The organism is Mesorhizobium sp. NZP2234 (assembly GCF_013170765.1).
In the GTDB taxonomy this organism is placed as follows: domain Bacteria; phylum Pseudomonadota; class Alphaproteobacteria; order Rhizobiales; family Rhizobiaceae; genus Mesorhizobium; species Mesorhizobium loti_D.
In genome coordinates, this window is record NZ_CP033364.1 from 6,110,968 (window position 1) to 6,134,073 (window position 23,106).

General features: G+C 62.8%; 19 protein-coding genes and 1 pseudogene. 10 read left to right on the forward strand and 10 right to left on the reverse strand.

Annotated features, from left to right (window positions below; translation table 11 throughout):
• Positions 1 to 89: 89 nt before the first annotated feature.
• From EB230_RS29600 to EB230_RS29625, 6 genes are all read right to left on the reverse strand, one after another.
• Positions 90 to 908, reverse strand: coding sequence for an ABC transporter permease subunit (locus EB230_RS29600; RefSeq protein ID WP_056566109.1), 819 nt, complete (start codon positions 906 to 908; stop codon positions 90 to 92).
• Positions 905 to 1,873 carry an ABC transporter permease subunit gene (locus EB230_RS29605; RefSeq protein ID WP_056566106.1) on the reverse strand — a complete coding sequence of 323 codons (969 nt, stop codon included), beginning with the start codon at positions 1,871 to 1,873 and terminating at the stop codon, positions 905 to 907. The genes EB230_RS29600 and EB230_RS29605 overlap by 4 nt, the downstream gene beginning before the upstream one ends.
• A gap of 9 nt (positions 1,874 to 1,882) precedes the next feature.
• The gene (locus EB230_RS29610; RefSeq protein WP_172374472.1) at positions 1,883 to 3,022 is read right to left on the reverse strand and encodes an ABC transporter ATP-binding protein; all 1,140 of its coding nucleotides are present in this window, start codon (positions 3,020 to 3,022) and stop codon (positions 1,883 to 1,885) included.
• An 82-nt stretch (positions 3,023 to 3,104) separates the two neighbouring features.
• Positions 3,105 to 4,202 (reverse strand): polyamine ABC transporter substrate-binding protein, encoded by a 1,098-nt coding sequence (locus tag EB230_RS29615; RefSeq protein WP_056566100.1) that lies wholly within the window; start codon positions 4,200 to 4,202, stop codon positions 3,105 to 3,107.
• A gap of 321 nt (positions 4,203 to 4,523) precedes the next feature.
• Positions 4,524 to 5,477, reverse strand: coding sequence for a DMT family transporter (locus EB230_RS29620; RefSeq protein ID WP_056566098.1), 954 nt, complete (start codon positions 5,475 to 5,477; stop codon positions 4,524 to 4,526).
• A gap of 136 nt (positions 5,478 to 5,613) precedes the next feature.
• Complete coding sequence (locus EB230_RS29625; RefSeq protein WP_056566094.1) at positions 5,614 to 7,059, reverse strand: XRE family transcriptional regulator; 1,446 nt, start codon at positions 7,057 to 7,059, stop codon at positions 5,614 to 5,616.
• A 236-nt stretch (positions 7,060 to 7,295) separates the two neighbouring features.
• Between EB230_RS29625 and aceA the strand changes: the two genes are divergently transcribed.
• The 3 genes from aceA (at position 7,296) to EB230_RS29640 (ending at position 9,569) form a co-directional block, all read left to right on the forward strand.
• On the forward strand, positions 7,296 to 8,585 hold the full coding sequence (gene aceA / locus EB230_RS29630; RefSeq protein ID WP_172374473.1) for an isocitrate lyase: 1,290 nt from the start codon (positions 7,296 to 7,298) through the stop codon (positions 8,583 to 8,585).
• 57 nt (positions 8,586 to 8,642) lie between these two features.
• Entirely contained in the window at positions 8,643 to 8,885 is a 243-nt protein-coding gene (locus EB230_RS29635) for a hypothetical protein (RefSeq protein WP_006202762.1), read from the forward strand.
• A 240-nt stretch (positions 8,886 to 9,125) separates the two neighbouring features.
• A complete protein-coding gene (locus EB230_RS29640) occupies positions 9,126 to 9,569 on the forward strand; it encodes a response regulator (RefSeq protein ID WP_056566087.1) in 444 nt (147 codons plus the stop codon).
• An 11-nt stretch (positions 9,570 to 9,580) separates the two neighbouring features.
• Here EB230_RS29640 and EB230_RS29645 read toward each other — a convergent pair whose 3' ends face one another.
• The gene (locus EB230_RS29645; protein ID WP_056566084.1) at positions 9,581 to 10,297 is read right to left on the reverse strand and encodes an HAD family hydrolase; all 717 of its coding nucleotides are present in this window, start codon (positions 10,295 to 10,297) and stop codon (positions 9,581 to 9,583) included.
• Between the two features lie 147 nt (positions 10,298 to 10,444).
• Here EB230_RS29645 and EB230_RS29650 point away from each other — a divergent pair, with 147 nt between their 5' ends.
• From EB230_RS29650 to EB230_RS29665, 4 genes and pseudogenes are all read left to right on the forward strand, one after another.
• Positions 10,445 to 11,881 carry a glutamine synthetase family protein gene (locus EB230_RS29650; protein WP_056566081.1) on the forward strand — a complete coding sequence of 479 codons (1,437 nt, stop codon included), beginning with the start codon at positions 10,445 to 10,447 and terminating at the stop codon, positions 11,879 to 11,881.
• 21 nt (positions 11,882 to 11,902) lie between these two features.
• Positions 11,903 to 12,052, forward strand: a pseudogene (locus EB230_RS29655) (four helix bundle protein); the annotation flags it as partial.
• 105 nt (positions 12,053 to 12,157) lie between these two features.
• Positions 12,158 to 13,444 carry an FAD-binding oxidoreductase gene (locus EB230_RS29660; protein WP_056566078.1) on the forward strand — a complete coding sequence of 429 codons (1,287 nt, stop codon included), beginning with the start codon at positions 12,158 to 12,160 and terminating at the stop codon, positions 13,442 to 13,444.
• 379 nt (positions 13,445 to 13,823) lie between these two features.
• Entirely contained in the window at positions 13,824 to 14,675 is an 852-nt protein-coding gene (locus EB230_RS29665; protein ID WP_246738871.1) for an SH3 domain-containing protein, read from the forward strand.
• A gap of 188 nt (positions 14,676 to 14,863) precedes the next feature.
• Here EB230_RS29665 and EB230_RS29670 read toward each other — a convergent pair whose 3' ends face one another.
• Positions 14,864 to 15,610, reverse strand: coding sequence for an SDR family oxidoreductase (locus tag EB230_RS29670; protein ID WP_056566352.1), 747 nt, complete (start codon positions 15,608 to 15,610; stop codon positions 14,864 to 14,866).
• 309 nt (positions 15,611 to 15,919) lie between these two features.
• On the opposite strand from EB230_RS29670, the gene zwf reads away from it, so the two are divergent.
• From zwf to edd, 3 genes are all read left to right on the forward strand, one after another.
• On the forward strand, positions 15,920 to 17,389 hold the full coding sequence (gene zwf, locus EB230_RS29675; RefSeq protein ID WP_172374475.1) for a glucose-6-phosphate dehydrogenase: 1,470 nt from the start codon (positions 15,920 to 15,922) through the stop codon (positions 17,387 to 17,389).
• Positions 17,371 to 18,087 carry a 6-phosphogluconolactonase gene (pgl, locus tag EB230_RS29680; RefSeq protein ID WP_172374476.1) on the forward strand — a complete coding sequence of 239 codons (717 nt, stop codon included), beginning with the start codon at positions 17,371 to 17,373 and terminating at the stop codon, positions 18,085 to 18,087. Before zwf ends, pgl begins: the two co-directional genes overlap by 19 nt.
• A gap of 69 nt (positions 18,088 to 18,156) precedes the next feature.
• Positions 18,157 to 19,980: a phosphogluconate dehydratase gene (gene edd / locus EB230_RS29685; protein WP_056566349.1), complete on the forward strand. Its 1,824-nt coding sequence runs from the start codon at positions 18,157 to 18,159 to the stop codon at positions 19,978 to 19,980.
• A 66-nt stretch (positions 19,981 to 20,046) separates the two neighbouring features.
• Here edd and EB230_RS29690 read toward each other — a convergent pair whose 3' ends face one another.
• Together EB230_RS29690 and EB230_RS29695 are read right to left on the reverse strand one after the other, a co-directional pair.
• Complete coding sequence (locus EB230_RS29690; protein ID WP_056566066.1) at positions 20,047 to 21,714, reverse strand: VWA domain-containing protein; 1,668 nt, start codon at positions 21,712 to 21,714, stop codon at positions 20,047 to 20,049.
• Positions 21,715 to 22,103: 389 nt separating this feature from the next.
• The gene (locus EB230_RS29695; protein WP_056566346.1) at positions 22,104 to 23,102 is read right to left on the reverse strand and encodes a GlxA family transcriptional regulator; all 999 of its coding nucleotides are present in this window, start codon (positions 23,100 to 23,102) and stop codon (positions 22,104 to 22,106) included.
• Positions 23,103 to 23,106: the final 4 nt, after the last annotated feature.

Genomic DNA, 23,106 nt, shown 5'->3' on the forward strand with positions numbered 1-23,106 from the left:
GAAGCACGCACCCTTCAGTTGAACGTCGCCTCGTGCGAGAACCGGTTGTCACCCTCGGGGCCAAGCCCGAGGGCACACTTTCGAGCTGCTCACCCGCGCTGCGCCGCCTGTTCGTCGATCTGACGCTGTACCTCCCGCCGCTTGTTGGCGATCGAGGCGACGATGACACCGACCGCGACGACGGCGATCAGGATGGTGCAGGCGGCATTGATCTCCGGTGTCACGCCGAGGCGGACCTGGCTGTAGATCTTCATCGGCAGCGTCGTGGCGCCCGGCCCCGAGGTGAAGCTGGCGATCACAAGATCGTCGAGCGACAGCGTGAAAGCCAGCATCCAGCCCGACACGATCGCCGGCAGGATGACCGGCAGCGTGATCTGGAAGAAAGTCTTCGCCGGCGTCGCGCCGAGATCCATCGCCGCCTCCTCCAGCGAACGATCGAAGGAGACCAGCCGCGATTGCACCACGACGGCCACGAAGCACATTGTGAGCGTGATGTGGGCGAGCGTTACCGTGAAGAAGCCGCGGTCGAGGCCGACGGCAACGAAGAGCAGCAGCAGCGACAGGCCGGTGATGACTTCCGGCATGACCAGCGGCGCGAAGACCATGCCGGAAAACAGCACCCTGCCCCGGAAGCGGGTGTAGCGCGTCAGGGTGAGCGCGGCCAGCGTGCCGAGCACGGTCGCCACCGTCGCCGAAATGACGCCGACACGCGCCGTGACCCAGGTGGCGTCCATCAGGCCCTGATTGTGGAACAGCGACACGTACCATTTGGTCGAGAAGCCGCCCCATACGGTGACGAGCTTGGATTCGTTGAAGGAGAAGACGATGAGCAGCACGATCGGCAGGTACAGGAAGGCGAAGCCAAGCACGATCGAGGTGACGTTGAAGCGGCTCCAGGTGGCGTTCATTTGCCCTGCTCCTGGGCACGCGCCTGTGCCTGTTGGAAAAGCATGATCGGCACGGTCAGCAACAACAGCAGGATGACGGCCACGGCAGACGACACCGGCCAGTCACGATTGGCGAAGAACTCGTTCCAGAGCGTCTTGCCGATCATCAGCGTCTGCGATCCGCCGAGCAGATCGGGGATGACGAACTCGCCGACGGCCGGGATGAACACCAGCAGGCAGCCGGCAATGACGCCGGGCAGCGACAGCGGGAAGGTGATCTTCCAGAAAGCCGATGTTGGCGGGCAGCCGAGATCCTTGGCCGCCTCGATCAGCGAATAGTCCATCTTCTCCAGCGACGAATAGAGCGGCAGCACCATGAACGGCAGATAGGAATAGACGATGCCGATGAAGATCGCCGTGTAGGTGTTGAGGATGATCAGCGGCTGACTGACGATGCCGGTGGCAAGCAATAGCTGGTTGAGCAGCCCCTCGGGCTTGAGAATGCCGATCCAGGCATAGACGCGGATCAGGAACGAGGTCCAGAACGGCAGGATGACCAGCATCAGCAGGGTCGGGCGGATGGTGGCCGGTGCACGTGACATGCCATAGGCGATCGGGTAGCCGACGATCAGCGTCAGCACGGTCGAGATCGCGGCAATGATGACGCTCGTCACATAGGCCTTGAAATAAAGCGCGTCCTGCGTCAGCCAGACATAGTTGTCGAAATTGAGGTCTCGGAACCCGGCGAAGAAGCCGGAGACGCCATCGCTGAAATCGAGCACCGGCGTGTAGGGCGGCATGGCGATCGCCGTCTGCGACATGGAAATCTTGAAGACGATGATGAACGGGATGAGGAAGAAGAACAGCAGCCAGAGGTAAGGGACGATTATGACGAGCCGGTTGACGAAGCCGGCACCCAGCCGCGTCAGGAACGGCGTGGCGACAGTCGATGGTCCGGCGGCATCGGTGACGGCGATGTTGGACATGTCAGCCCCCTACCGCGCCAGCACGACGCCGGCGTCGGGCCGGAAGGACACCCAGGCGCGGTCGTTCCAGGTCAGCGGATCGTCGGTCACCCGCGCCGCATTGAGCGCGCTTGCCCTGATGATCTGCCCGTCATCCAGCCTGATGTGGTAGACGGTCATGTCGCCGAGATAGGCGACGTCGTAGACCTCGCCTTCCAGCGCATTGACAGCGTCCGCCGGCTTCTTCGACGACACCTTGATCTTCTCCGGCCTGATGGCGAAAACGATGTCGGAACCGGCTGCGGTATCGGAGCTGTTTTCAACGACGATCTGGGCACCTGTCGCGCCGGTGATGCGGGTGGTGTTGGCCAAGCGCTCGGCGACCTTGCCCTCGAACATGTTCACGTTGCCGACGAAATGCGCGACGAAGCGCGAGGCCGGGGCTTCATAGACTTCCGCCGGCGTCGCCACCTGCATGACCTCACCCTTGTCCATGATGGCGATGCGATCGGCCATGGTCATCGCTTCTTCCTGGTCGTGGGTGACCACGACGAAGGTCAGCCCAAGTTCCTGCTGCAAATCCATCAATTCGAACTGGGTCTCCTCGCGCAGCTTCTTGTCGAGAGCCCCCAGTGGCTCATCGAGCAGCAGCACCTTCGGCCGCTTGGCGACCGAGCGGGCAAGCGCGACACGCTGGCGCTGGCCGCCGGAAAGCTGGTGCGGCTTGCGCTTGGCGAACTGCTCGAGCTTGACCAGTTTCAGCATCTCGGCGACGCGTTTTTCGATGTCGGGCTTGGGCATGCCTTCCTGCTTGAGGCCGAAGGCGATGTTGTTTTCCACCGTCATATGCGGGAACAGGGCATAGGACTGGAACATCATGTTGACCGGCCGGCGATAGGGCGGAATGCCACGCAGGTCCTGGCCGTCGAGCAGGATGCGGCCGGCCGTCGGTTCCTCGAAGCCCGCGAGCATCCTGAGCAGGGTCGACTTTCCGCAACCGGAGGCACCGAGAAGGGCGAAGAATTCTCGCTCGAAGATCGTCAGCGACAGATTGTTGACGGCGGTGAAGTCACCGAACTTCTTGGTGACTTTGTCGAACTGGATGTATGGCTTGGCGTTCGGGTCGTTCCATGGCGCGAAATCCCTGCGGATGCTGCCAAGCGATTTCATATCCCCACTCCGTGCTGTTTCTTGCTTCGTGCCCCAAAAATACGCGACCCCGGCAGTTGTCTGCCGGGGTCGCTTCAGATGCTTATTGGCCGGTGACGATCTTGGTCCAGCTGCGCGTGATGATACGCTGTGTCTTGGGATCGTAAGGGGAGACCGTGTAGAGCTTCTGCAAGGTCGCGGCGTCCGGATAGACAGCCGGATCCTCCAGCAGCGCCTTGTCGACAAATTGCTGCGATGCCTTGTTGCCGTTGGCATAGAGCACGTAGTTCGACGATTTGGCGATCACTTCGGGCGTCATCATGTAGTTGATGAATTCGAGTGCCTCGGCGACATGCGGCGCATCGGCGGGGATCGCCATCTGGTCGAACCACATCTGTGCGCCTTCCTTCGGCACGGAATAGCCGATTTCAACGCCTTGCTTGGCCTCGACCGCGCGGTTGCGGGCCTGGAACACGTCACCCGACCAGCCGACCGCGAGGCAGATGTCGCCATTGGCGAGCGCGTTGATGTACTCGGACGAATGGAACTTCCTGATGTAGGGACGGACCTTGAGCAAAGCTTCCTCGGCCTTGGCGATATCGTCCGGCGAAGTGCTGTTCGGGTCGAGGCCTAGATATTTCAACGCCGCCGGTATGATGTCGGCCGGCGAGTCCAGCACGTAGACGCCGCAGTCTTTCAACTTGGCAAGACTATCCGGATTGAAGAACACGTCCCAGCTGTCGATCTTGTCGGTGCCCAGTGCCGCCTGCACTTTCTTCGTGTTGTAGCCGATGCCGACCGTGCCCCACATGTAGTTGACCGAGTATTCGTTGCCGGGATCATATTTGGCGGTTCGCTCGGAAACCGTGTCCCACATGTTGGAGAGGTTCGGCAGTTTCGACTTGTCGAGCTTCTGGAACACACCGGCCTGAATCTGGCGGGCGAGGAAGTTGCCGCTCGGCACGACGACGTCGTAGCCGCTGCCGCCGGCGAGCAGTTTGGTTTCCAGGATCTCGTTGGAATCGAACGTGTCGTAGACGACCTTGATGCCGGTCTTCTTGGTGAAGTCGTCTATGATCGAACTGTCGATATAATCCGACCAGTTGAAGACGTTGACGACGCGATCCTCGGCATGCCCGGCGGGCGTGAACAATGTCAGAAATACCGAGGTCGCCGAAAGCCAGAGCGCTTTGCGGATCATGCTATTCTCCTTTGGTGAGTGTTCCGTCGCCGGCTCGTCGCGACGCGCGACCGGACTTTTGTTTCAGACTATTGAGCTTTCCAGGGGACAACAAGCGGCGATTGGCGCGCCGGTCGCGGCCGCGCGATTGACCCGGACTGGGGGGAATCGCAGTGCCGTCAGAAGCTTTCGCCGCCGCGCGGACAGAAATACAGAAATATGGTCCGGTCTCGATCGGGCCGCCGGGGAGACTTGGCAAGATACGCCTGTCTTGTTGTTGCCGTGTTCCCAGCCTGCCCGGGCGGCAGCGAGGTTGTCAATGGCAAAGCATCGGCCCCCGCATCAATTCGGCGACGGCACCCCAGTGACGCCTGCCCGCCGCGGCCGTGCCTGGCGTTTGAACTCGAGACCGATATGGACAAGCAGCGCCGTGACCACCACCGCGCCGCCGATGATGGTGCGTCCGGACGGCACTTCGGAATGGATGAGCCAGACCCATATCGGCCCAAGGATCGGCTCAAAAGTGCCAAGCAGTGCCGCGATGGCAGCCGGGATCAGCCTCGCGCCGGTGGCGAAGAAGGCAAGGCCGATGCCGAGATTGACCACGCCGAACGCGAAGAGAAAGCCCATGTCGCCGGCCGAGACCGTGAAGGTCGACGCCTGCGAGGCGGCAAGGCCCGCGGCCAGGATCGTGCCGAGACAGGTCGCCGGGGTCATCCTGACGCTGGCGAACCGCCTTGTGATGACGGTGGCGATCGAGAACATGAACGCGATCAGCAGCGCCAGCCCGTCGCCCATGGGCGAGACGGCGCCATTGAGCGATTCCGACACCATGATGGCGACGCCTGCGATGACGGCGGCAATCGCCACCCAGGTCACGACACCAATCCGTTCGCGAAACAGCGCCCAGGCAAACAGCGCCGCCAGAAGCGGCACGCCGGCCTGCATCAAAAGTATGTTGGCGACAGTGGTGTAGGCGAGCGCCACGACGAAGGAAGTCGATGCGATGGCGAAGCAGAAGCCGACGGCAAGGCCGGGCAGGCCCATGTCGCGAAACGATCTCAGCATGCCGCGCCAGCCGTCACGCCAGGCCATGAAGGCGAGCAGGAAGGCGGCGGCCCAAACCGAGCGCCAGAAGACAACCGTCCAGCTGTCACCCACGGTGATGAAGCGGGCGATGGTGCCGCCGAAACTCCACATCAGCGCCGAGAGGAAGACCAGAAGCATGCCGACGCGTTCCTCGCGCGGCGAGGCGGTCGAAGCGACAAGGGCCGGTGATGATGCTGCGTCTGTCATGGGCGCGACTGTCGAGCTTGTGTGGACGGGACGATGCGCAAGAGACGACAAAAAACTGCCCTGTTCGCGTAACGCAAAGACTTGACCCGCGGGTGATCCAGACACAGGCGACGATTGTGGCACCTCTGCCGCCGCGTTACTGGAAGTCGAAAGCGCTCAGGCCCGTCACCATCTCGTCGAGGCCGAGCGGGCGCGTCACCGGCGGTTCGGCACGCGCCAGGCAGCCGACACGCTCGCAAAGCCGGCAGGCGGGTCCGACCGGCGTCGCCACGACGGCGCCTGTTCCCGACTTTCCGGCGGCCGCGCCGGGCAGCGCCGCGCCATAGACGATGTCGTCGCGAAAGCCGATGTCGCAACCGAGCAGCAGCGCAGTGCGGCGCGGACGCTCCGAGAATGCGCCCTGCGGCCCCTCCAGCGTGCGGGCAAGGCACAGGAATTCGGCGCCATCGGGCATTTCCACCGCTTCGACGAAAACTTGGCCGGGCTGGGTGAAAGCGACGTGCACGGGCAGCTTCGGACAGCCGCCGCCGAAGCGGCTATGCGGAAAGCCCTGGCTGCCGGCCCTGCGGAAGCGGTTACCCGCATTGTCGACCTCCAGCATGAAGAACGGCACACCAGGTGCGCCCTGCCGCTGCAGCATCGTCAGCCGGTTCGCCGCCTGCTCGAAGGAGACGCCGAAGCGTGAGCGAAGGACGTCGATGTCGTAGCGCGCGCGGACGGCCGCCCCATGAAAGGCCTGATAGGGCATCATCAGCGCATGCGCCGCATAGCGACCGAGTTCGAAGCGGGCAAGGCGACGGGCTTCGTCCGTGCTCAGCTTGAGCGCCTGGATCTGACCGGCGACCACGACCGTCATGCGGATCAGGCAGGCTTCCATCGCCACTTCGCGCAACTGGTCGAACGGCGACAGCCGCTCCGACAGGAACAGGCGCTGCGAATGGCGATCGTAGCGGCGGCGCCAGTTCGGCATTGTGGCGACCGGCAGCACCTTGACGACGATGCCGTATTCGCGCTTCAGCCAGGCCTTCAAGGCACCGAACAGGTCATCGCCGGGATCAAGGACCGCGGTGAACGCCTCCGCCTCCTCCTCGAGTGCGGTAAAATGGTTCGGCCGCCGCTCGAAGGTCTCGTGCACCTCGTCGATCGGCAAACGGGCGCCCGAAAGCGCCGTCGCCCGGCCCTCGCGCGCCAGAAGCTCGTTGAGGTCGGACAGCCGCTCGGCCTGCTCGCGATAGGCGCGGAATAGTTTTATCACCGCGGCCGACGCATTGGGCGCCGCCTCGGCAAGTTCGATCAGCTCTTGATCTCCCGGCAATTCGCCGACCAGCAGCGGATCGGTGAACACCTCCTTCAAGGCCGCGACCGACCCTCTTGCCTCGCCCTGCAGCTCGTGCGGATCGACCTTGTACACGGAGGCCAACTTGAGGATCAGCTGCACCGTCAGCGGCCGCTGGTTGCGCTCAATAAGGTTGAGATAGGACGGCGAGATGCCGAGCCCCTCGGCCATCGCCGTCTGGGTGAGGCCCTTGGCATTGCGGATGCGGCGAATGCGCGGCCCCGCGAAGATCTTCTGGTCAGCCATCGACTGTCCTTGACAGAAATTTACACGGCATCCGCGATAATTCGATCCTCACCAGTTTTACAAACATGACAAATTTACAGCAGCCTTCTGTCAAACGCAACACAGGTTTTCCCTTATCTGCGACTATGATTGCTGATTTTTCTGGGAGATTTTGCGTCGCAATGTAAAGTCAGTCACATCGCAGCTCGCCAAAGATTGGTGCGCGGACAAAGTACAGCAATCCTTCGGAGTGACTCATGACTGATTTTTACAACCTCGTTCCCTCGGCGCCGGAAGGTCGCTTCGACGGCATTGAACGCCCATATTCGCCGGAGGATGTGAAGCGGCTGCGCGGTTCGGTCCAGATTCGTCAGAGCCTTGCCGAAATGGGTGCCAACCGGCTGTGGAAGCTGATCCACGAGGAGGATTTCGTCAACGCGCTCGGCGCCATGTCCGGCAACCAGGCGATGCAGCAGGTGCGCGCCGGGCTGAAGGCGATCTATCTATCGGGCTGGCAGGTCGCGGCAGACGCCAACACCGCCTCGGCGATGTATCCCGACCAGTCGCTTTACCCGGCCAATGCAGCGCCGGAGCTGGTCAAGCGCATCAACCGGACGCTGCAGCGCGCCGACCAGATCGAGACCTCCGAGGGCAACGGGCTCTCGGTCGAGACCTGGTTCGCTCCGATCGTCGCCGACGCGGAAGCCGGCTTCGGCGGACCGCTCAACGCCTTCGAGATCATGAAGGCGTTCATCGAGGCGGGTGCCGCCGGCGTCCATTACGAGGACCAGCTGGCATCGGAAAAGAAGTGCGGCCATCTCGGCGGCAAGGTTCTGATCCCGACAGCCGCGCATATCCGCAACCTCAACGCCGCGCGGCTCGCGGCCGACGTGATGGGCACGCCGACGCTCGTCGTGGCGCGCACCGATGCGGAAGCCGCCAAGCTTCTGACATCCGATATCGACGAGCGCGACCAGCCCTTCGTCGACTACGATGCCGGGCGCACGGTGGAAGGCTTCTACCAGGTCAGGAACGGCATCGAGCCCTGCATCGCGCGGGCCGTCGCCTATGCGCCGTACGCTGACCTGATCTGGTGCGAAACCTCCAAGCCGGACCTGGCGCAGGCCAAGAAATTCGCCGAGGGAGTGCGCAAGCATCATCCAGGCAAGCTGCTCGCCTATAATTGTTCGCCCTCGTTCAACTGGAAGAAGAATCTCGACGACGCGACGATCGCGAAGTTCCAGAAGGAACTCGGCGCCATGGGCTACAAGTTCCAGTTCATCACGCTGGCCGGCTTCCACCAGCTAAACTACGGAATGTTCGAGCTGGCGCGTGGCTACAAGGCGCGGCAGATGGCAGCCTATTCCGAGTTGCAGGAAGCCGAGTTCGCCGCGGAGGCCAATGGCTACACCGCCACGAAGCACCAGCGTGAGGTCGGCACCGGCTATTTCGACGCCGTGTCGATGGCGATCACCGGCGGCAAGTCGTCGACCACCGCCATGCATGAATCGACCGAACACGCACAATTCAAACCGGCCGCCGAATAGCGGCTCGGAAAATACCGAGGAAACGCCCAGCAGGGCTTCAGAAACAGGAGAAGACCAATGGCATCGATAAGCCGCGTCAAGGAACGGGCGGAAGAGCAATCGACCACGATGAGCGTCGACCAGCAGGCGACGATCCGCATGCTCGCCAACGATCTGCACAGACTGAACCAGTCGGTGATGAAGGCGGTCGAGGCGGGCGTCTCGGTGGAGCTGGTGCGCTCGGCCAGGCACCATGGCGGCGATGGCAATTGGGGCGATCTTCTGATCCCGGTAATCGTCACACAGCAGAGTCATGGCTGACCGGCAATCGTTGCAACCGACCTCTCACCTGCGCAGCGGATGCGCAGGTGAATTTTATTTTTATGCAACCAATCCATGGACAGGACAGTACAGTACTATTGCTTGACTCCACTGTTGGGGGAGGCGTCTCCAAGCTCTTTTATTTCAACTTGACATGGAGTGCGATCTCACGCCAATTGTCACCCAGATTTCAACTCTGCATTGAAATAGGGGCGAGCTTTTGGCCGACTTGGGTGCCCAGTGAGTAGCGAGGGGGAGACCGCGAAACATCCGAATCTGGTGACCCAGGGTTCAAGCGCCGAAACGATCCGCAGTCCCTCGCAAGTGCTTGTTGTCGGGAAATCGCCGATCAATCGTGTGGTGGTGTCGAAGATCGTCGAGCGATCCGGGCTCAGGCCAATCTCGGAATCGCCTGACATGGCGGCGAAGACCTTGCGAACACTTGTGCCGAGCGTGATTGTCCTGGACGGCGGCGCGGACAACAAGGACTGCGACAATCTGATGTCCGGCATCGAAACGCTGCGGCGGGCGTCGGGCAAATCGCTTCCTCCCGTCATCTTGCTTTCAACCAAGAACGGCACGCCGGAAAGCCTGGGCCTGCCGAGCGTGATCGACGTCGTGGTCGCGAAGCCGATCACGCCCGAACGGCTGCAACCGGTCATCGATCGCCTGATCAGCCGCTAACCAAGGCGCGATCAATCTCGCTTCGTGATGCTTTGTATCAGTTCGGGCAATTGCCCAAGGTTGGATATCTGGCGGAATCGCGGGTCGGCGACCGGCGCCTCGACATGCTCGAGCACCCAGGTCAGTTCGTGCGGCACATGGACACCCCAGCCGCCGGCCTCGATGGCCGGCACCACGTCCGACTTCAGCGAATTGCCCACCATCATGCTCTTTGCCGGACCGTCGCCGTGGCGGCTGAAGAGGCGGGCATAAGTCGCGGCGTTCTTGTCGCTGACGATCTCGACCGCATCGAACAGGTCACCGAGGCCGGAGCCAGCCAGCTTGCGCTCCTGGTCGAAGAGATCGCCCTTGGTGATCATCACGAGGCGGTACACGCCGGCGAGCTTCTCCACCGTCTCACGCACATGCGGCAAGACCTCGATCGGGTGAGCCAGCATCTCGCGGCCGGCATCGAGGATCCGCGCTATGACCGAAGCCGGGACCCGTCCGTCGGTGACCTCGATCGCCGTCTCGACCATCGACAGCGTAAATCCCTTGATGCCGAAACCATAAACGGCAAGGTTGCGCCGTTCGGCTTCGAGCAATCGGGCCGAAATCTGTTTCTCCTCGCCATGGTCGGCAAGCATGGCGGCGAAGCGCTTCTCCGTCATGCGGAAGAACTGTTCGTTCTGCCAAAGCGTGTCGTCGGCGTCGAAGCCTATCGTGGTCACTTCGCTACTGGTTCGCATCGTCGAGTTCTTGAGTTCAGGGACGGGCCGAGCCTAAGCCGAGCCGGGTGCGATTTTCAACCGCGGCGGCAAATGCCGGCAGCGGCTCCCCTTCCCTTCCACAGTGGGGCACGGCTATACTCCGAAATCCGCAACCCAATCTGGTGAATGATGCCGCCTGCAAAAAAGGAAGTCCGTCCGTCGAGCCGCGGAGGACGAGCGCGCACGCCTGCCTTCGTGAAAAACCTGCGTGGTGTGAAGAACTGGAAGGAAGTCAGCGAATGGCTGGAATGGCGTGGCATCGAGGATATCGAATGCATCACGCCTGATCAGGCTGGCGTGGCACGCGGCAAGATGATGCCGTCGAAGAAATTCACCTCCAACACCTCGCTGGCGCTGCCTTCGGCCGTCTTCATGACGACGATTTCAGGCGGCTATCCCGAAGATGGCAACGGCTTCCACTATCCCGAGGATGATGGCGACCTCAAATTGATGCCGGATCTTTCGACACTGACGGTGGTGCCGTGGGAAGAAGACCCGACGGCGGCCGTCATCTGCGACCTCGTCCACCAGGACGGACGCTCGGTCGAATTCACGCCGCGCAATGTGTTGAAGCGCGTGCTTGCAGCCTACGACAAGCTTGGGCTGAGGCCGGTGGTGGCGCCCGAGATCGAATTCTACCTGGTGCGCAAGAATCCGGACCCGGACTATCCGCTGACCCCGCCCGTCGGCCGCTCGGGGCGCGCAATCGGCGGCGGCGCCGGCTATTCGATCGCCGGCGTCAACGAGTTCGACGAACTGATCGACGACATCTACCATTTCTCCGAAAGCCAGGGCCTGGAGATCGACACGCTCATTCACGAGGAGGGCGCCGGTCAGCTCGAGATCAATCTGCGCCATGGCGACCCGATCGAACTCGCCGACCAGGTGTTCATGTTCAAGCGCACCATTCGCGAAGCCGCGCTCAAGCATGAAATCTACGCGACCTTCATGGCCAAGCCGATCCAGGGCCAACCGGGTTCGGCCATGCACATCCATCAGTCGATCGTCGACAAGAAGACAGGCAGGAACATCTTTTCGGCCGAGGACGGCTCGGAAACCCCGGAGTTCTTCCATTTCATCGGCGGCATGCAAAAGCACGTGCCGAACGCGCTGGTGATGTTCGCGCCCTATGTCAATTCCTACCGTCGGCTGACGCAGGCGGCTTCGGCCCCGGTCAACAACAAATGGGGCTATGACAACCGCACCACCGCGTTCCGCGTGCCACGCTCCGACCCTGCGGCGCGACGCGTCGAGAACCGCATCCCGTCCTCCGACGCCAATCCCTATCTGGCGCTGGCGGCATCGCTTGCCTGCGGGCTGATCGGCATCACCCGGAAGATCAAGGCCGAGCCTCCGGTGCTGACGACCGCCAATGCGGACGAGATCGACCTGCCACGCAGCCTGCTTGAAGCCGTCGACCTGTTCGAGGGCGATGAGGAGCTTTGCGCATTGCTGGGCAAGTCCTTCGCCGCCACCTATGCAGCGATCAAGAGGGCGGAATTCGAGACCTTCATGGAAGTGATCAGCCCGTGGGAGCGGGAGTATTTGTTGCTGAATGTTTAGGGGAGTAGGGGGTGACAGACGGTGGCGAAGATCGAATCGTACAGAGATTTGATCGTCTGGCAGCAGGCAATGGACCTGGCTGTATCAATCTACGAAGCGACAAGAGCTTGGCCCAAAGAAGAGATCTATGGATTGACAGCTCAGTTGCGCAGGGCAGCCACCTCCGTGCCCGGCTTCTGATCCGCAAATTGTTCCCTGAATAGGTTCACCCTACTGCCCTACTGCCCTACTGCCCTATTCCCCTATTCCCCTATTCCCCTATTCCCCGTGAGCACCATGCCTTACCAATCCCCCATTTCTCCCGGCCGCTCATGGTATGAAGACACGGCGGGACCTAGACCCGAATACCCGGCGCTCGACGGCGACCGGGCCTGCGATGTCGTCATTATCGGCGGCGGCTTTACCGGGCTGTCGGCGGCGACACATCTGGCCAAGGCTGGAACCAATGTCGTCCTGATCGAGGCGTATCGCTTCGGCGACGGCGCTTCCGGACGCAATGGGGGGCAGCTCGGCACCGGCCAGCGCGCCTGGGCCGAAGACCTGGAAGCGGAGTACGGCTTGTCCCGTGCCAAGGCTTTGTTCGATCTTGCCGAGGAGGCGAAGGCGCATCTCATCGAATTCGCCGCCGCCAACCAGATCGATATCGATTATATGCCGGGCCAGCTCTCCGTGGCGCACAAGCCTCGCTATGTCGACGACTACAAGGCGCATGCGGAGATCATGGCCAGCCGTTTCTCCTACCCGCATATCTCTTTCATGGATGCCAAGGAGACGGCGGAGCGGCTTGGTTCGACCGCCTATTTCGGCGGTACACGCGACACCGGCACCGGCCATATCCATCCCATGAAACTGGTGATCGGCACGGCGCGGGTGGCGGCGCAGGCGGGCGCGCAGCTGTTCGAGGGAACGCCATCGACCGGCATCGTTTCGACCGGCGGCAAGGTCAGGGTTTCGACGCCAAGAGGCACCGTGACGGCGCAGAAATGCCTGATCGCGGTCAACGCCTATGGCGGCGCGCTCGAACCGGTGAGTGCCGCGCACATCATGCCGATCGGCTCCTTCATCGGCGCGACCGTGCCTTTGGGGGCGGATTTGAAAGTGCTGCCCGGCGGCGAAGCGGTCGACGATTCCCGCTTTGTCGTGCGCTATTTCCGCAAGTCGAGGGATGGACGGCTGTTGTTCGGGGGACGCGAAGTCTATGGCGTCAACGACCCCAAGGACATCCACATCCATATCCGCCGTCAGATCGCGGAGCTCTATCCGGCATTGAAGGATATCGAGATCACCCATGGCTGGGGCGGCTATGTCGGCATCACGGTGCCAAGGAAACCGTTCGTGCGCGAAGTGATGCCCAATGTGATCTCGGCTGGCGGCTATTCAGGCCACGGCGTCATGCTGTCGAACTTCTTCGGCAAACTCTATGCCGAGACAGTTGCCGGCAACCGCGACCGGCTGAAGCTTATCGAGGACCTGAAAATTCCGCCATTTCCAGGCGGCCGCCGTTTCCGTACGCCCCTGCTTTTCCTGGCGCTCAACTGGTTCGCGCTTCGCGACAGGGTTTAGTGAATGTCCCCCAAGCTGGCTCCGCGGTTTGGGAGAACAACATCCGCGAAAAGAAGGCTTGAAGCGCGTCGCTGAACCCGTTTCGGCGCGACGCAGTTCGGACGGGATCGGATCGCCGTCACGATCTGATGTAATATTGTAATATTCATTGTAACATTTGTTGCCCTAGCGGCACATTGCGTAAATGCCGGCAAAGGGGCAGAATCCCTTATAATGGCGTACTGATGCCACAATCGCGGGTGAAAGGTTCTCGCTTCTGGGCGACTATTCGGGGATTGCTGCGGGCTTGCCCGCGTTGATTTTGGGACCGATGCCGATCAGACGCCGGACTTCCGGCACCGATCGAAAGAACATTGGCCCGCTTATGGAGGTGGTGAGAGTGAGAGAGCCCTTCAGTTTCGGTGCGCCGGAACGTCGGCGCTTTGCCATGCAGTTTGGATACGACATGCGGCCGTCCTTCTGGCAGGAAGTCCGTTCGAACTCGCATCTGGTGATTGCCGCGGTCGGCACCGCCGCGCTGCTTGGCGTCGCCGCGGTGGCGCTCTGGCTGGCATTGCCGACGAGCGAGCGGCAGGCAGCCGCCAGCCCGGAACAGAGCATTCCGGCCACTCCGGTAAAGACGACGAAGATCGTCCCTGGCGGAACCACGGTGGCCGCGGCGGTCGTGCCGGCCCGCAAGTCCGACCAGGTTTCATCGACCGTGGCGCCAGCAAAAGCAAGCATACAGGCGCTTGCGGCCAACGATCCCCGCTGGACCGAGGCACAGCCGAAGCCCGCTTCCGACTCCACTGCCCCCAATCAAACGGCCAAACAGGCTGCGCCGGCGGGCAAGGCAGTGGCGTTCGCGCAGCCGTCAACCAGCACCGATGCCGTTAACGAGCTTGCCAAGGTTGCCGCGCCGGCGCCGGCCGCGAATGTCGGCAAGCCCGATGGCGCGCGGACCGCCGCCATCCCTGAGACGCAGCCGCAAGTGCCGGAACAAAAACCCGCGAATGCACAAGGCGACGATGGCGCGGCCAAGGCGAAGCCGCGAAAAGTGGCGGCGGCAGGCACCGGCCGCGTCCTGCGGGCTGTGACCATGCGCAATGCTCCGAAGAAGGGCGCTACTCCCATCGACACCGTGCCTGCCCGGACTTCGGTGCAATTGATGGGCTGCAAGCAGTGGTGCGAGATTGTCTACAACGGCAAGCACGGCTGGGTCTACAAGAGCTACATCAAGCCCGGCACCTGAGGTTTAAACCGCCAGGCGACCACCCAAAGCGACGCCTCCTGCCTTGCTACTTGTGAGCCTGCAGGGCGCGATGGCGCCGCGCTCGACGTCTCAAGTCGCTCCGGATTTCTCCGCAGCCTGATCGATACAAGCTCATCGGATGAAGAGCCGCCGGAAACGTTGCAGGCGACGCGCCGATTTGCGTTGCATCAGATGCAGCGGCCGCCATCGACCTCCAGCGCCACGCCGGTGATGAAGGCGGCTTCATCCGATGCCAGCCAGAGTGCGGCGTTGGCGATATCGAGCGGGGTCGAAAGCCGGCCGAGCGGGATCGAGGCACGGAATGTCTCGCGGATCTCTGGGGTGTCGGCGCCCATGAACTTCTCCAGCATGCCGGTTTCACCGGCGACCGGGCAGAGACAGTTGACACGGATGTTCTTGGGCGCCAGTTCCACCGCCATCGATTTGGCGGCGGTGATCGCCCAGCCTTTCGAGGCATTGTACCAGGTGAGGCCGGGCCGCGGCCGCAGGCCCGCGGTGGAGGCCGTGGTCAGGATGACGCCACCGCCTTGCCGGTCCATGATCGGCACCACGGCAAGGGCCGCGTGATAGATCGCCTTCATATTGACAGCGGTAATCAGGTCGAAAGTGTCCTCGTCGACCTTGAGCATGTCGCCGTTGCGATGGGTGTAACCGGCATTGTTGACCATGATGTCGATGCGGCCGAAGGCGCTTTTTGCGGCATAGACCATCTCGTCGAATTCGGAGCGCAGCGAAACGTCGGTCTGCGTCCAGATCGCCGCCTCGCCGATTTCATTGGCGACGCGCTCCGCGCCCTTGGCATTGAGATCGGCGACAACCACCCTGGCGCCTTCTTGCGCGAAGCGCTTGGCCATGCCTTCGCCAAATCCCGATGCGGCGCCGGTGATGACGGCAACCTTGTTTTCCAGACGCATGCTTTTCCCGCTCATCGATGTCTTCCAGGAATTAATAAAGCGGCCGACCGCCATGGCCCATGCGGCAACTGACGGAGCGCCATTTCTCCCTTAGCTTTCGTCACATTCACGTTCTATGCTGCAACTGCGAAAGCTTCCGGGGTCTTCGTCCACCGACAAGCCTCCGGCAAGCGCCAGTGTCAAGGGCACATGTGGACCCAATCAATATCGTGCGATTGGTCCTTGATGTGACACCATGGCACTGGAAAATTTAAATCGATTAGAATATATCAGCCGCGTACTCGCGACCGGCGTCAAAGCGGACAGACCATGACCAGCCAGATCATCCCCGTCGACCCTTTCGACTTCATCATTTTCGGCGGCACCGGCGACCTGTCGGAACGCAAGCTGCTGCCGTCGCTCTACTACCGCCAGCGCGACCATCAATTCTCCGAGCCGACGCGCATCATCGGCACCTCGCGCTCGAAGATGAGCGACGAGGAGTTCCGGGCCTTCGCCAGCCAGGCGATCTCCGATCACGTCAAGCCGGCCGATATCGACGCCAAGGAGCTGAAGACCTTCCTGGCACGGCTTTCCTACGTCTCGGCTGATGCGACGAGCGGTGCGGGCTTCGACAAACTGAAAAAGGCGATCGGCGAGAGCGACAGCATCCGCGCCTTTTACCTCGCCGTTGCGCCGGCGCTGTTCGGCGATATCTCGCATAAGCTCAAAGAGCACAAGCTGATCACGTCGAACTCACGCATTGTGCTGGAGAAGCCGATCGGCCGCGACCTTGCCTCGGCGCAGGCGCTCAACGATTTGGTCGGCGACGATTTCCACGAGAGCCAGATCTTTCGCATCGATCACTATCTCGGCAAGGAGACGGTGCAGAACCTGATGGCGTTGCGCTTCGCCAACGCGCTTTACGAGCCGCTGTGGAACTCCGCCCATATCGACCATGTGCAGATCACGGTCGCCGAGACGGTCGGCCTGGAAGACCGCGTCACCTATTACGACAAGGCCGGCGCGCTGCGCGACATGGTGCAGAACCACATGCTGCAGCTGCTCTGCCTCGTCGCCATGGAGGCGCCGTCGTCGATGGACGCGGACGCAGTGCGCGACGAGAAACTGAAGGTGCTGCGGGCGCTGAAACGCATCAACGGCAACGAGGCGCCGAAACACACGGTGCGCGGCCAGTACCGCGCCGGTGCGTCCGCCGGCGGGCCGGTGAAGGGCTATGTCGAGGAGCTCGGCAAGGACAGCAACACCGAGACCTTCGTCGCCATCAAGGCCGAGATCGGCACCTGGCGCTGGGCGGGCGTTCCGTTCTACCTCAGGACCGGCAAGCGGCTGGCGACCCGGGTTTCGGAGATCGTCATCGAGTTCAAGCCGATCCCGCACTCGATCTTCGGCGACAGCGCCGGACCGATCTTCGCCAACCAGCTGGTCATCCGCCTGCAGCCCGATGAAGGCGTCAAGCAGTTCATCATGATCAAGGACCCGGGCCCGGGCGGCATGCGGCTGCGCCAGATCTCGCTCGACATGAGCTTTGCGCAATCCTTCGATGGCCGTGCGCCCGATGCCTATGAACGGCTGATCATGGATGTCATCCGCGGCAACCAGACGCTGTTCATGCGCCGGGACGAAGTCGAGGCGGCATGGAAGTGGATCGACCCGATTCAGAATGCCTGGGAAGGCGCCAAGCAGGAAGCACAGGGCTACACGGCAGGCACCTGGGGGCCGTCGGCCTCGATAGCGCTGATCGAACGTGATGGGCGGACATGGCACGAGAGCAATTGAACAGCGCCAGTTACAACTGGAACGCTTTCCCAGACCGTCCGCATCTGGCGGCGGCACTGGCCGGCCGTGTGGCCGATCGCCTGACCAAGGCGATAGCCGAACGCGGCACGGCAGTGCTGGCGGTCTCCGGCGGTACGACGCCGGGAAAGTTCTTTGCCGCGCTTTCGGTGGCGCCGATCGCCTGGGACAAGGTGATCGTGACGCTCGTCGACGAGCGTTTCGTGCCGGCCTCCTCGCCGCGTTCCAATGCCGGGCTGGTGGCCGCCAATCTGTTGCAGAACGCGGCCAAGGCAGCACGCTTCGTGCCGCTCTACCATGAGGCATCAGGCATCGAGGATGTCGCCGCATCCGACGATGCGGCACTGCGATCCCTGCCCTGGCCGCTCGACGTCGTGGTGCTCGGCATGGGGCCGGACGGCCACACGGCCTCGTTCTTTCCCGATGCCGACGATCTGGCAAGGCTGCTCGACCCGGCCTCCGACAGGATCATCCTGCCGGTTCATGCGGCCAGCGCGGGCGAACCGCGGCTGACTCTGACGCTCGCGCGCATCATCGATGCCGGCTTCATCGCGCTGCACATCGAGGGCGAGGACAAGCGCACCGCCTTCGACGGCGCGGTCGCGCCCGGACCGCGAAAGCCGATCCGTGCCGTGCTCGACGCCGCACCCAGGCCCGTAGAGGTTTTCTGGGCGCCCTGATTTTACGTTAGTGGTCCCGGCAATTGCGGGAGGATGTTTCCGGGACCTCGCCTGAAAGGACCGACCGCCATGACCGCAAGACGCGACATCGAAGCCATCACCGAGCGTATCCGCCAGCGCTCCAGACCGGGCCGCGAGCGCTATCTCGGCCGTATCGCCGAAGCGTCGAACCAGACCGCCAACCGCTCGGTGCTGTCCTGCGGCAACCTCGCCCACGGCTTTGCGGTCTGCAGTCCCTCGGAAAAGCTGGCGCTCGGTGCCGACAAGGTGCCCAATCTCGGCATCATCACCTCCTACAATGACATGCTTTCGGCGCATCAGCCTTTCGAGACCTACCCTGCCCTGATCAAGGAAGCGGCCCGCGAGGCCGGCGGCATCGCCCAGGTGGCCGGTGGCGTGCCGGCGATGTGCGATGGGGTGACACAAGGCCAGCCCGGCATGGAGCTGTCGCTATTTTCACGCGACGTGATCGCCATGGCCGCGGCGGTCGGCCTGTCCCACAACATGTTCGACGCCGCCGTCTTTCTCGGCGTCTGCGACAAGATCGTACCGGGCCTGGTGATCGCGGCGCTGACCTTCGGCCATCTGCCCGCTGTGTTCATCCCGGCCGGGCCGATGACGACAGGCCTGCCCAACGATGAAAAGGCCAAGGTCCGCCAGCTCTATGCCGAGGGCAAGGCGGGACGCGCCGAACTTCTGGCAGCCGAGTCCAAATCCTACCACGGGCCGGGCACCTGCACCTTCTATGGCACGGCCAATTCCAACCAGATGCTGATGGAGATCATGGGCCTGCACACGCCGGGCGCCTCCTTCGTCAATCCCGGCACGCCCTTGCGCGAGGCCCTGACCCGCGAGGCTACGAAGCGGGCGTTGGCGATCACCGCGCTCGGCAATGCCTATACGCCGGTCGGGCGGATGATCGACGAGCGCTCGATCGTCAACGGCGTCGTCGGCCTGCACGCAACCGGCGGCTCGACCAACCACACGATCCACTTGATCGCGATGGCGGCGGCGGCCGGCATCGCACTGACCTGGCAGGACATTTCCGACCTCTCGGAAGCGGTGCCGCTCTTGGCGCGCGTCTATCCGAACGGGCTTGCCGACGTGAACCATTTCCACGCCGCCGGCGGGCTCGGCTTCCTGATTCGCGAGTTGCTCGACGAAGGCGTCCTGCACGAGGACGTGCAGACGGTGTGGGGCGAAGGCCTGCGGCCCTACGCTGTCGAGGCAAAGCTCGGCGCCGATGGCTCCGTGGTGCGCGAGGCGTCGCCGCGTATCAGCGGCGACGAAAAGGTGCTGGCGCCATTCGGCAAGGCCTTCCAGCCGACCGGCGGCCTGAAGGTGCTGGCTGGCAATCTCGGCCACGCTGTCATCAAGACTTCCGCCGTCAAGCCGGAACGACGTGTCATCGAGGCGCCGGCCAAGGTGTTTGACAGCCAGCAGGGCCTGAACGACGCGTTCAAGGCCGGCACACTTACCGGCGATTTCATCGCCGTGATCCGCTTCCAGGGTCCGAAGGCCAATGGCATGCCGGAATTGCACAAATTGACCACCGTGCTCGGCATCCTGCAGGATCGCGGCCAGCGCGTCGCACTGGTCACCGACGGACGCATGTCGGGCGCCTCAGGCAAGGTGCCGGCGGCGATCCATGTGACACCGGAAGCGGTCGAGGACGGGCCGATCGCCAGGCTCCATGACGGCGACATCATCCGGCTGGACGCCGACGCCGGCACGCTCGAAGTGCTGGTGCCGGGGACCGAGTTCGCGCTGCGCCGTACCGCCGAAGCCGATCTCATCGGCAACGAGTTCGGCTTTGGCCGCGAGCTTTTCGCCGGCTTCCGCCAGTTGGTGGGCCGTGCCGACCACGGCGCCAGCGCCTTCGGAACCGCCTGATCGTCTTCTGGTTTTTCAACAAAAAGGGCGGCCTTGAGCCGCCCTTTTTGCTTGTTCAGCTGGCTGCTACTCGACCTTGAGCTCACTCCGCTCGCCGGCCTTGACCGTAAAGGGTGTTTCCTTGTCGGCCTTGTCGGTGGTGAAATTGGTTACGAGCACGTAGTCGCCCGCCCCCAGCGTGGTCTGCATCTTCTCTCCATAGGCGTAGGTCACCTGCTTGCGCTCGCCCTGGATGTTCTTCTTGGCCTCAAAGATCTTGAAGCCATCCGCGCCGGGCGCGTCGACGGCCAGGACGCCCGCGTTCAGCGTCACGTTGACATCGGTCATCTGCCCGACCGTCACGCTGAAGGGCTGTTCCGTGGACACGGCCTGCACATCGACGCCCATCACATAGTCGCCCGGAGGCAGGTCGAACTGGCTATCGGGCCCGTAGGCGTAGGTCACCTGATCGCGGGTACCGTCGAGCTTCTTGGCGGCCTTGTACACCTTCCAACCCACATCGGTTTCGGCTTTCTCTCCGCCCTGCGTGTAGAAAGCGTTGGCCTTGGCCTTGCCGACACCGACGATGATGTCCTTGTCGACGACCTGGCCGGCGACTAACTGCATGGTCTCGCTCGCCTCGCCGGCTCCCAGCTTCACCGTGACCTTGGTCTCGCCGGCCGGAACGACGTACTTGACCTCGCCGTAATTGCTGTCCGACGTGCCGCCGGGATAGGCGATGCTGATCTGCGCATTGCGGTCGACATCGGCCCCAGGGGCCGGCCGCGCATGGATGGAAATCTCCGCGGCATTCAGGTCAAGCGCCACCTCCGTCGCCTTGTCGGCCGTCAGCGAGACCTTCTGCTCGGCCTTGGCGGCGCCGCTGGTGGCGACGACGACGTAATTGCCGGCAGCAAGATGGAACTTGACGACGTTGTAGCCGGAGTCGACATGGTCGCCGCCGCTTCCCTTGGCGTCATCCTTGAAGATTTCGAAGTAGACGTCGGTCTTTGGTGCCTGACCACCTTCCTTCAGCAACGCTGTCGGGATCAGATTGTAGTCGACCTCGACTGCTTTCGGTTCAGGCGCGGGAGCCGGGGCTGGTGCTGGAGCCGGCGCGGGGGCTGGTTCGGGAGCCGCGACGGTCTCCACCAGCGCTTCCTGCAGCGCCTTCTCGTCGGAGGCCTGGATGTACTTGCCGCCGGTGTTGTCGGCGAGGCAGGCGATCTGCTTGCCTTCATCGGCGGTCAGGCCGAAGCCGACGACGTCGGCGGTGAAGTCGACGCCGGACGCCTCGAGTTCCTTGCCAAGCGCACACGGGTCGCCGCCGCAGGTTTCGAGCCCATCGGTGATGAGGACGACGGTCGCCTTGTCCTCGGTGTATTTCAGCGCTTCGGCCGCCTGCTTGACGGCCGCCGTGAGCGGCGTTTTGCCGAGGAATTTCAGACTGTCGGCGGCGTCCGTGATGGCGCTTGCCGAGCCCGCCTGGGGGGGCACGATCAGCTGGATGTCATCGCAGCTGCCTTTTTCGCGATGGCCATAGGCCATGAAGCCGATTTCGTCGTCGACGGGAACCGATTTGAGCACGGTCCTCAGCGATTCCCTGGCGATTTCGAGCTTGGGCTTGCCGTCGATCTGCGCCCACATCGACCCGGAAGCATCGAGAATGATGATGACCTTGTTGGCGGCAAAGCCGAACGTCGTCATCGACAAAAGGAGGATCGCCGCAGCGATGCTCCGTGCAAGTCCCGCCATCAAAATCTCCTGAGTAGCCGCCCCGCCTGCGGCCCAAAACTATTTGAGCGCGCGTCGCGACACAAGACCGGACGCGGCCATGTTGCTCAGGCGCCAACCGGCGGAGCCGGCCTGAAACTTTCGTGCTCGACGATGGCGCGGTATCGGACATCAGACCGCAATCTCTAGAGGGCGCGGAGCGCAGATTCGGCTCGGCCTTGGCCAGTTGCTGCAGGATCATCACGGCGTCGTCGATGCGACCGGCATTAAACAGGATGAGCGCCCTGTTGGCGATGATGGCGCGGGTTTCCGGATTCAACTGCTGCGCCTTGCCTATCTGGGCCAATGGCGTGGCGGTCTCGCCTGTCAACCCGGCGAAAGGTTGGGAGTCGGGGCTGCCTCCAGGCGGCTCAGTAGGTGGTGCGGCGCTCTTCGGAAGGCGGACGGCCAAACTGCAGCCGGTAGCTCTGGGCAAAATAGGAATGCGAGGTGAAGCCGGTGGCGATCGCCACGTCGAGGATCGGCATGTTGGTCTGGCGCAGCAATTCGCGCGCCCGCTCCAGCCGCAACCGCATATAATAGCGGCCGGGCGTGACATTGAGGTGGCGCAGGAAAAGACGTTCCACCTGGCGCACCGATAGACCCGCCGACTTGGCGAGTTGCACCGCTGACAAGGGTTCATCGAGATGGTCGGCCATCAGTTCGACGATCCGCCTCAACTTCTCCGACTTGCCGGTCAGGTCGCGCTCCGGACCGACGCGCTGGCGGTCGCCGGCCGAGCGGATGCGCTCGTGCTGGAACTGGTTGGCGACGCCATTGGCGAGGTTCGAGCCGAAATCGCCACGCACGATCTCCAGCATCAGGTCGATCGAGGTGGTGCCGCCGGCGCAGGTGTAGCGCTTGCGGTCGATCTCGAAGACATTGCCAGTGCAGTTGATGTCGGGGAAGCGCTCCATGAAGCCGGCGCGGTTCTCCCAATGGATGGTGCATCTGTAGCCGTCGAGCTGTCCGGCCTCCGCCAGCAGGTAGGAACCAACCGACAGCGCGCCGAGCGCGTTGCCGCGCCGGCCCCAGCTGCGCAGGGCCGCCAGCACCTTGCTCTTACCTGGAAATTCCGTCGTCAGGCCAACCGAGACGAAGAGGATATCGACCGGCGGCAGGTCGGCGACGCCGTAGTCGATCTTGAGCGGCAGGCCATTTGAGGCCATCACCGGATCGCCGTCGGCCGACACTGTGGTCCAGCCATAGAAATCGCGGCCGAGCAGACGGTTCGCCGAACGGAACGTGTCTATCGCGGCGGCCAGCGAGAACATGGAGAACTTATCGACCAGCAGAAAGGCGAACTGCCGGCCACCTTGAACGGGATCACTCGTGACCGGCCGTTCCTGGGAAACAGAGGGGTTCGGCAAAGCT

Coding starts and splice junctions, on each gene's coding strand:
- EB230_RS29600 (WP_056566109.1), bottom strand. CDS start 908: ATGAACGCCACCTGGAGCCGCTTCAACGTCACCTCGATCGTGCTTGGC.
- EB230_RS29605 (WP_056566106.1), bottom strand. CDS start 1,873: ATGTCCAACATCGCCGTCACCGATGCCGCCGGACCATCGACTGTCGCC.
- EB230_RS29610 (WP_172374472.1), bottom strand. CDS start 3,022: ATGAAATCGCTTGGCAGCATCCGCAGGGATTTCGCGCCATGGAACGAC.
- EB230_RS29615 (WP_056566100.1), bottom strand. CDS start 4,202: ATGATCCGCAAAGCGCTCTGGCTTTCGGCGACCTCGGTATTTCTGACA.
- EB230_RS29620 (WP_056566098.1), bottom strand. CDS start 5,477: ATGACAGACGCAGCATCATCACCGGCCCTTGTCGCTTCGACCGCCTCG.
- EB230_RS29625 (WP_056566094.1), bottom strand. CDS start 7,059: ATGGCTGACCAGAAGATCTTCGCGGGGCCGCGCATTCGCCGCATCCGC.
- aceA (WP_172374473.1), top strand. CDS start 7,296: ATGACTGATTTTTACAACCTCGTTCCCTCGGCGCCGGAAGGTCGCTTC.
- EB230_RS29635 (WP_006202762.1), top strand. CDS start 8,643: ATGGCATCGATAAGCCGCGTCAAGGAACGGGCGGAAGAGCAATCGACC.
- EB230_RS29645 (WP_056566084.1), bottom strand. CDS start 10,297: ATGCGAACCAGTAGCGAAGTGACCACGATAGGCTTCGACGCCGACGAC.
- EB230_RS29650 (WP_056566081.1), top strand. CDS start 10,445: ATGATGCCGCCTGCAAAAAAGGAAGTCCGTCCGTCGAGCCGCGGAGGA.
- EB230_RS29660 (WP_056566078.1), top strand. CDS start 12,158: ATGCCTTACCAATCCCCCATTTCTCCCGGCCGCTCATGGTATGAAGAC.
- EB230_RS29670 (WP_056566352.1), bottom strand. CDS start 15,610: ATGCGTCTGGAAAACAAGGTTGCCGTCATCACCGGCGCCGCATCGGGA.
- zwf (WP_172374475.1), top strand. CDS start 15,920: ATGACCAGCCAGATCATCCCCGTCGACCCTTTCGACTTCATCATTTTC.
- pgl (WP_172374476.1), top strand. CDS start 17,371: ATGGCACGAGAGCAATTGAACAGCGCCAGTTACAACTGGAACGCTTTC.
- edd (WP_056566349.1), top strand. CDS start 18,157: ATGACCGCAAGACGCGACATCGAAGCCATCACCGAGCGTATCCGCCAG.
- EB230_RS29690 (WP_056566066.1), bottom strand. CDS start 21,714: ATGGCGGGACTTGCACGGAGCATCGCTGCGGCGATCCTCCTTTTGTCG.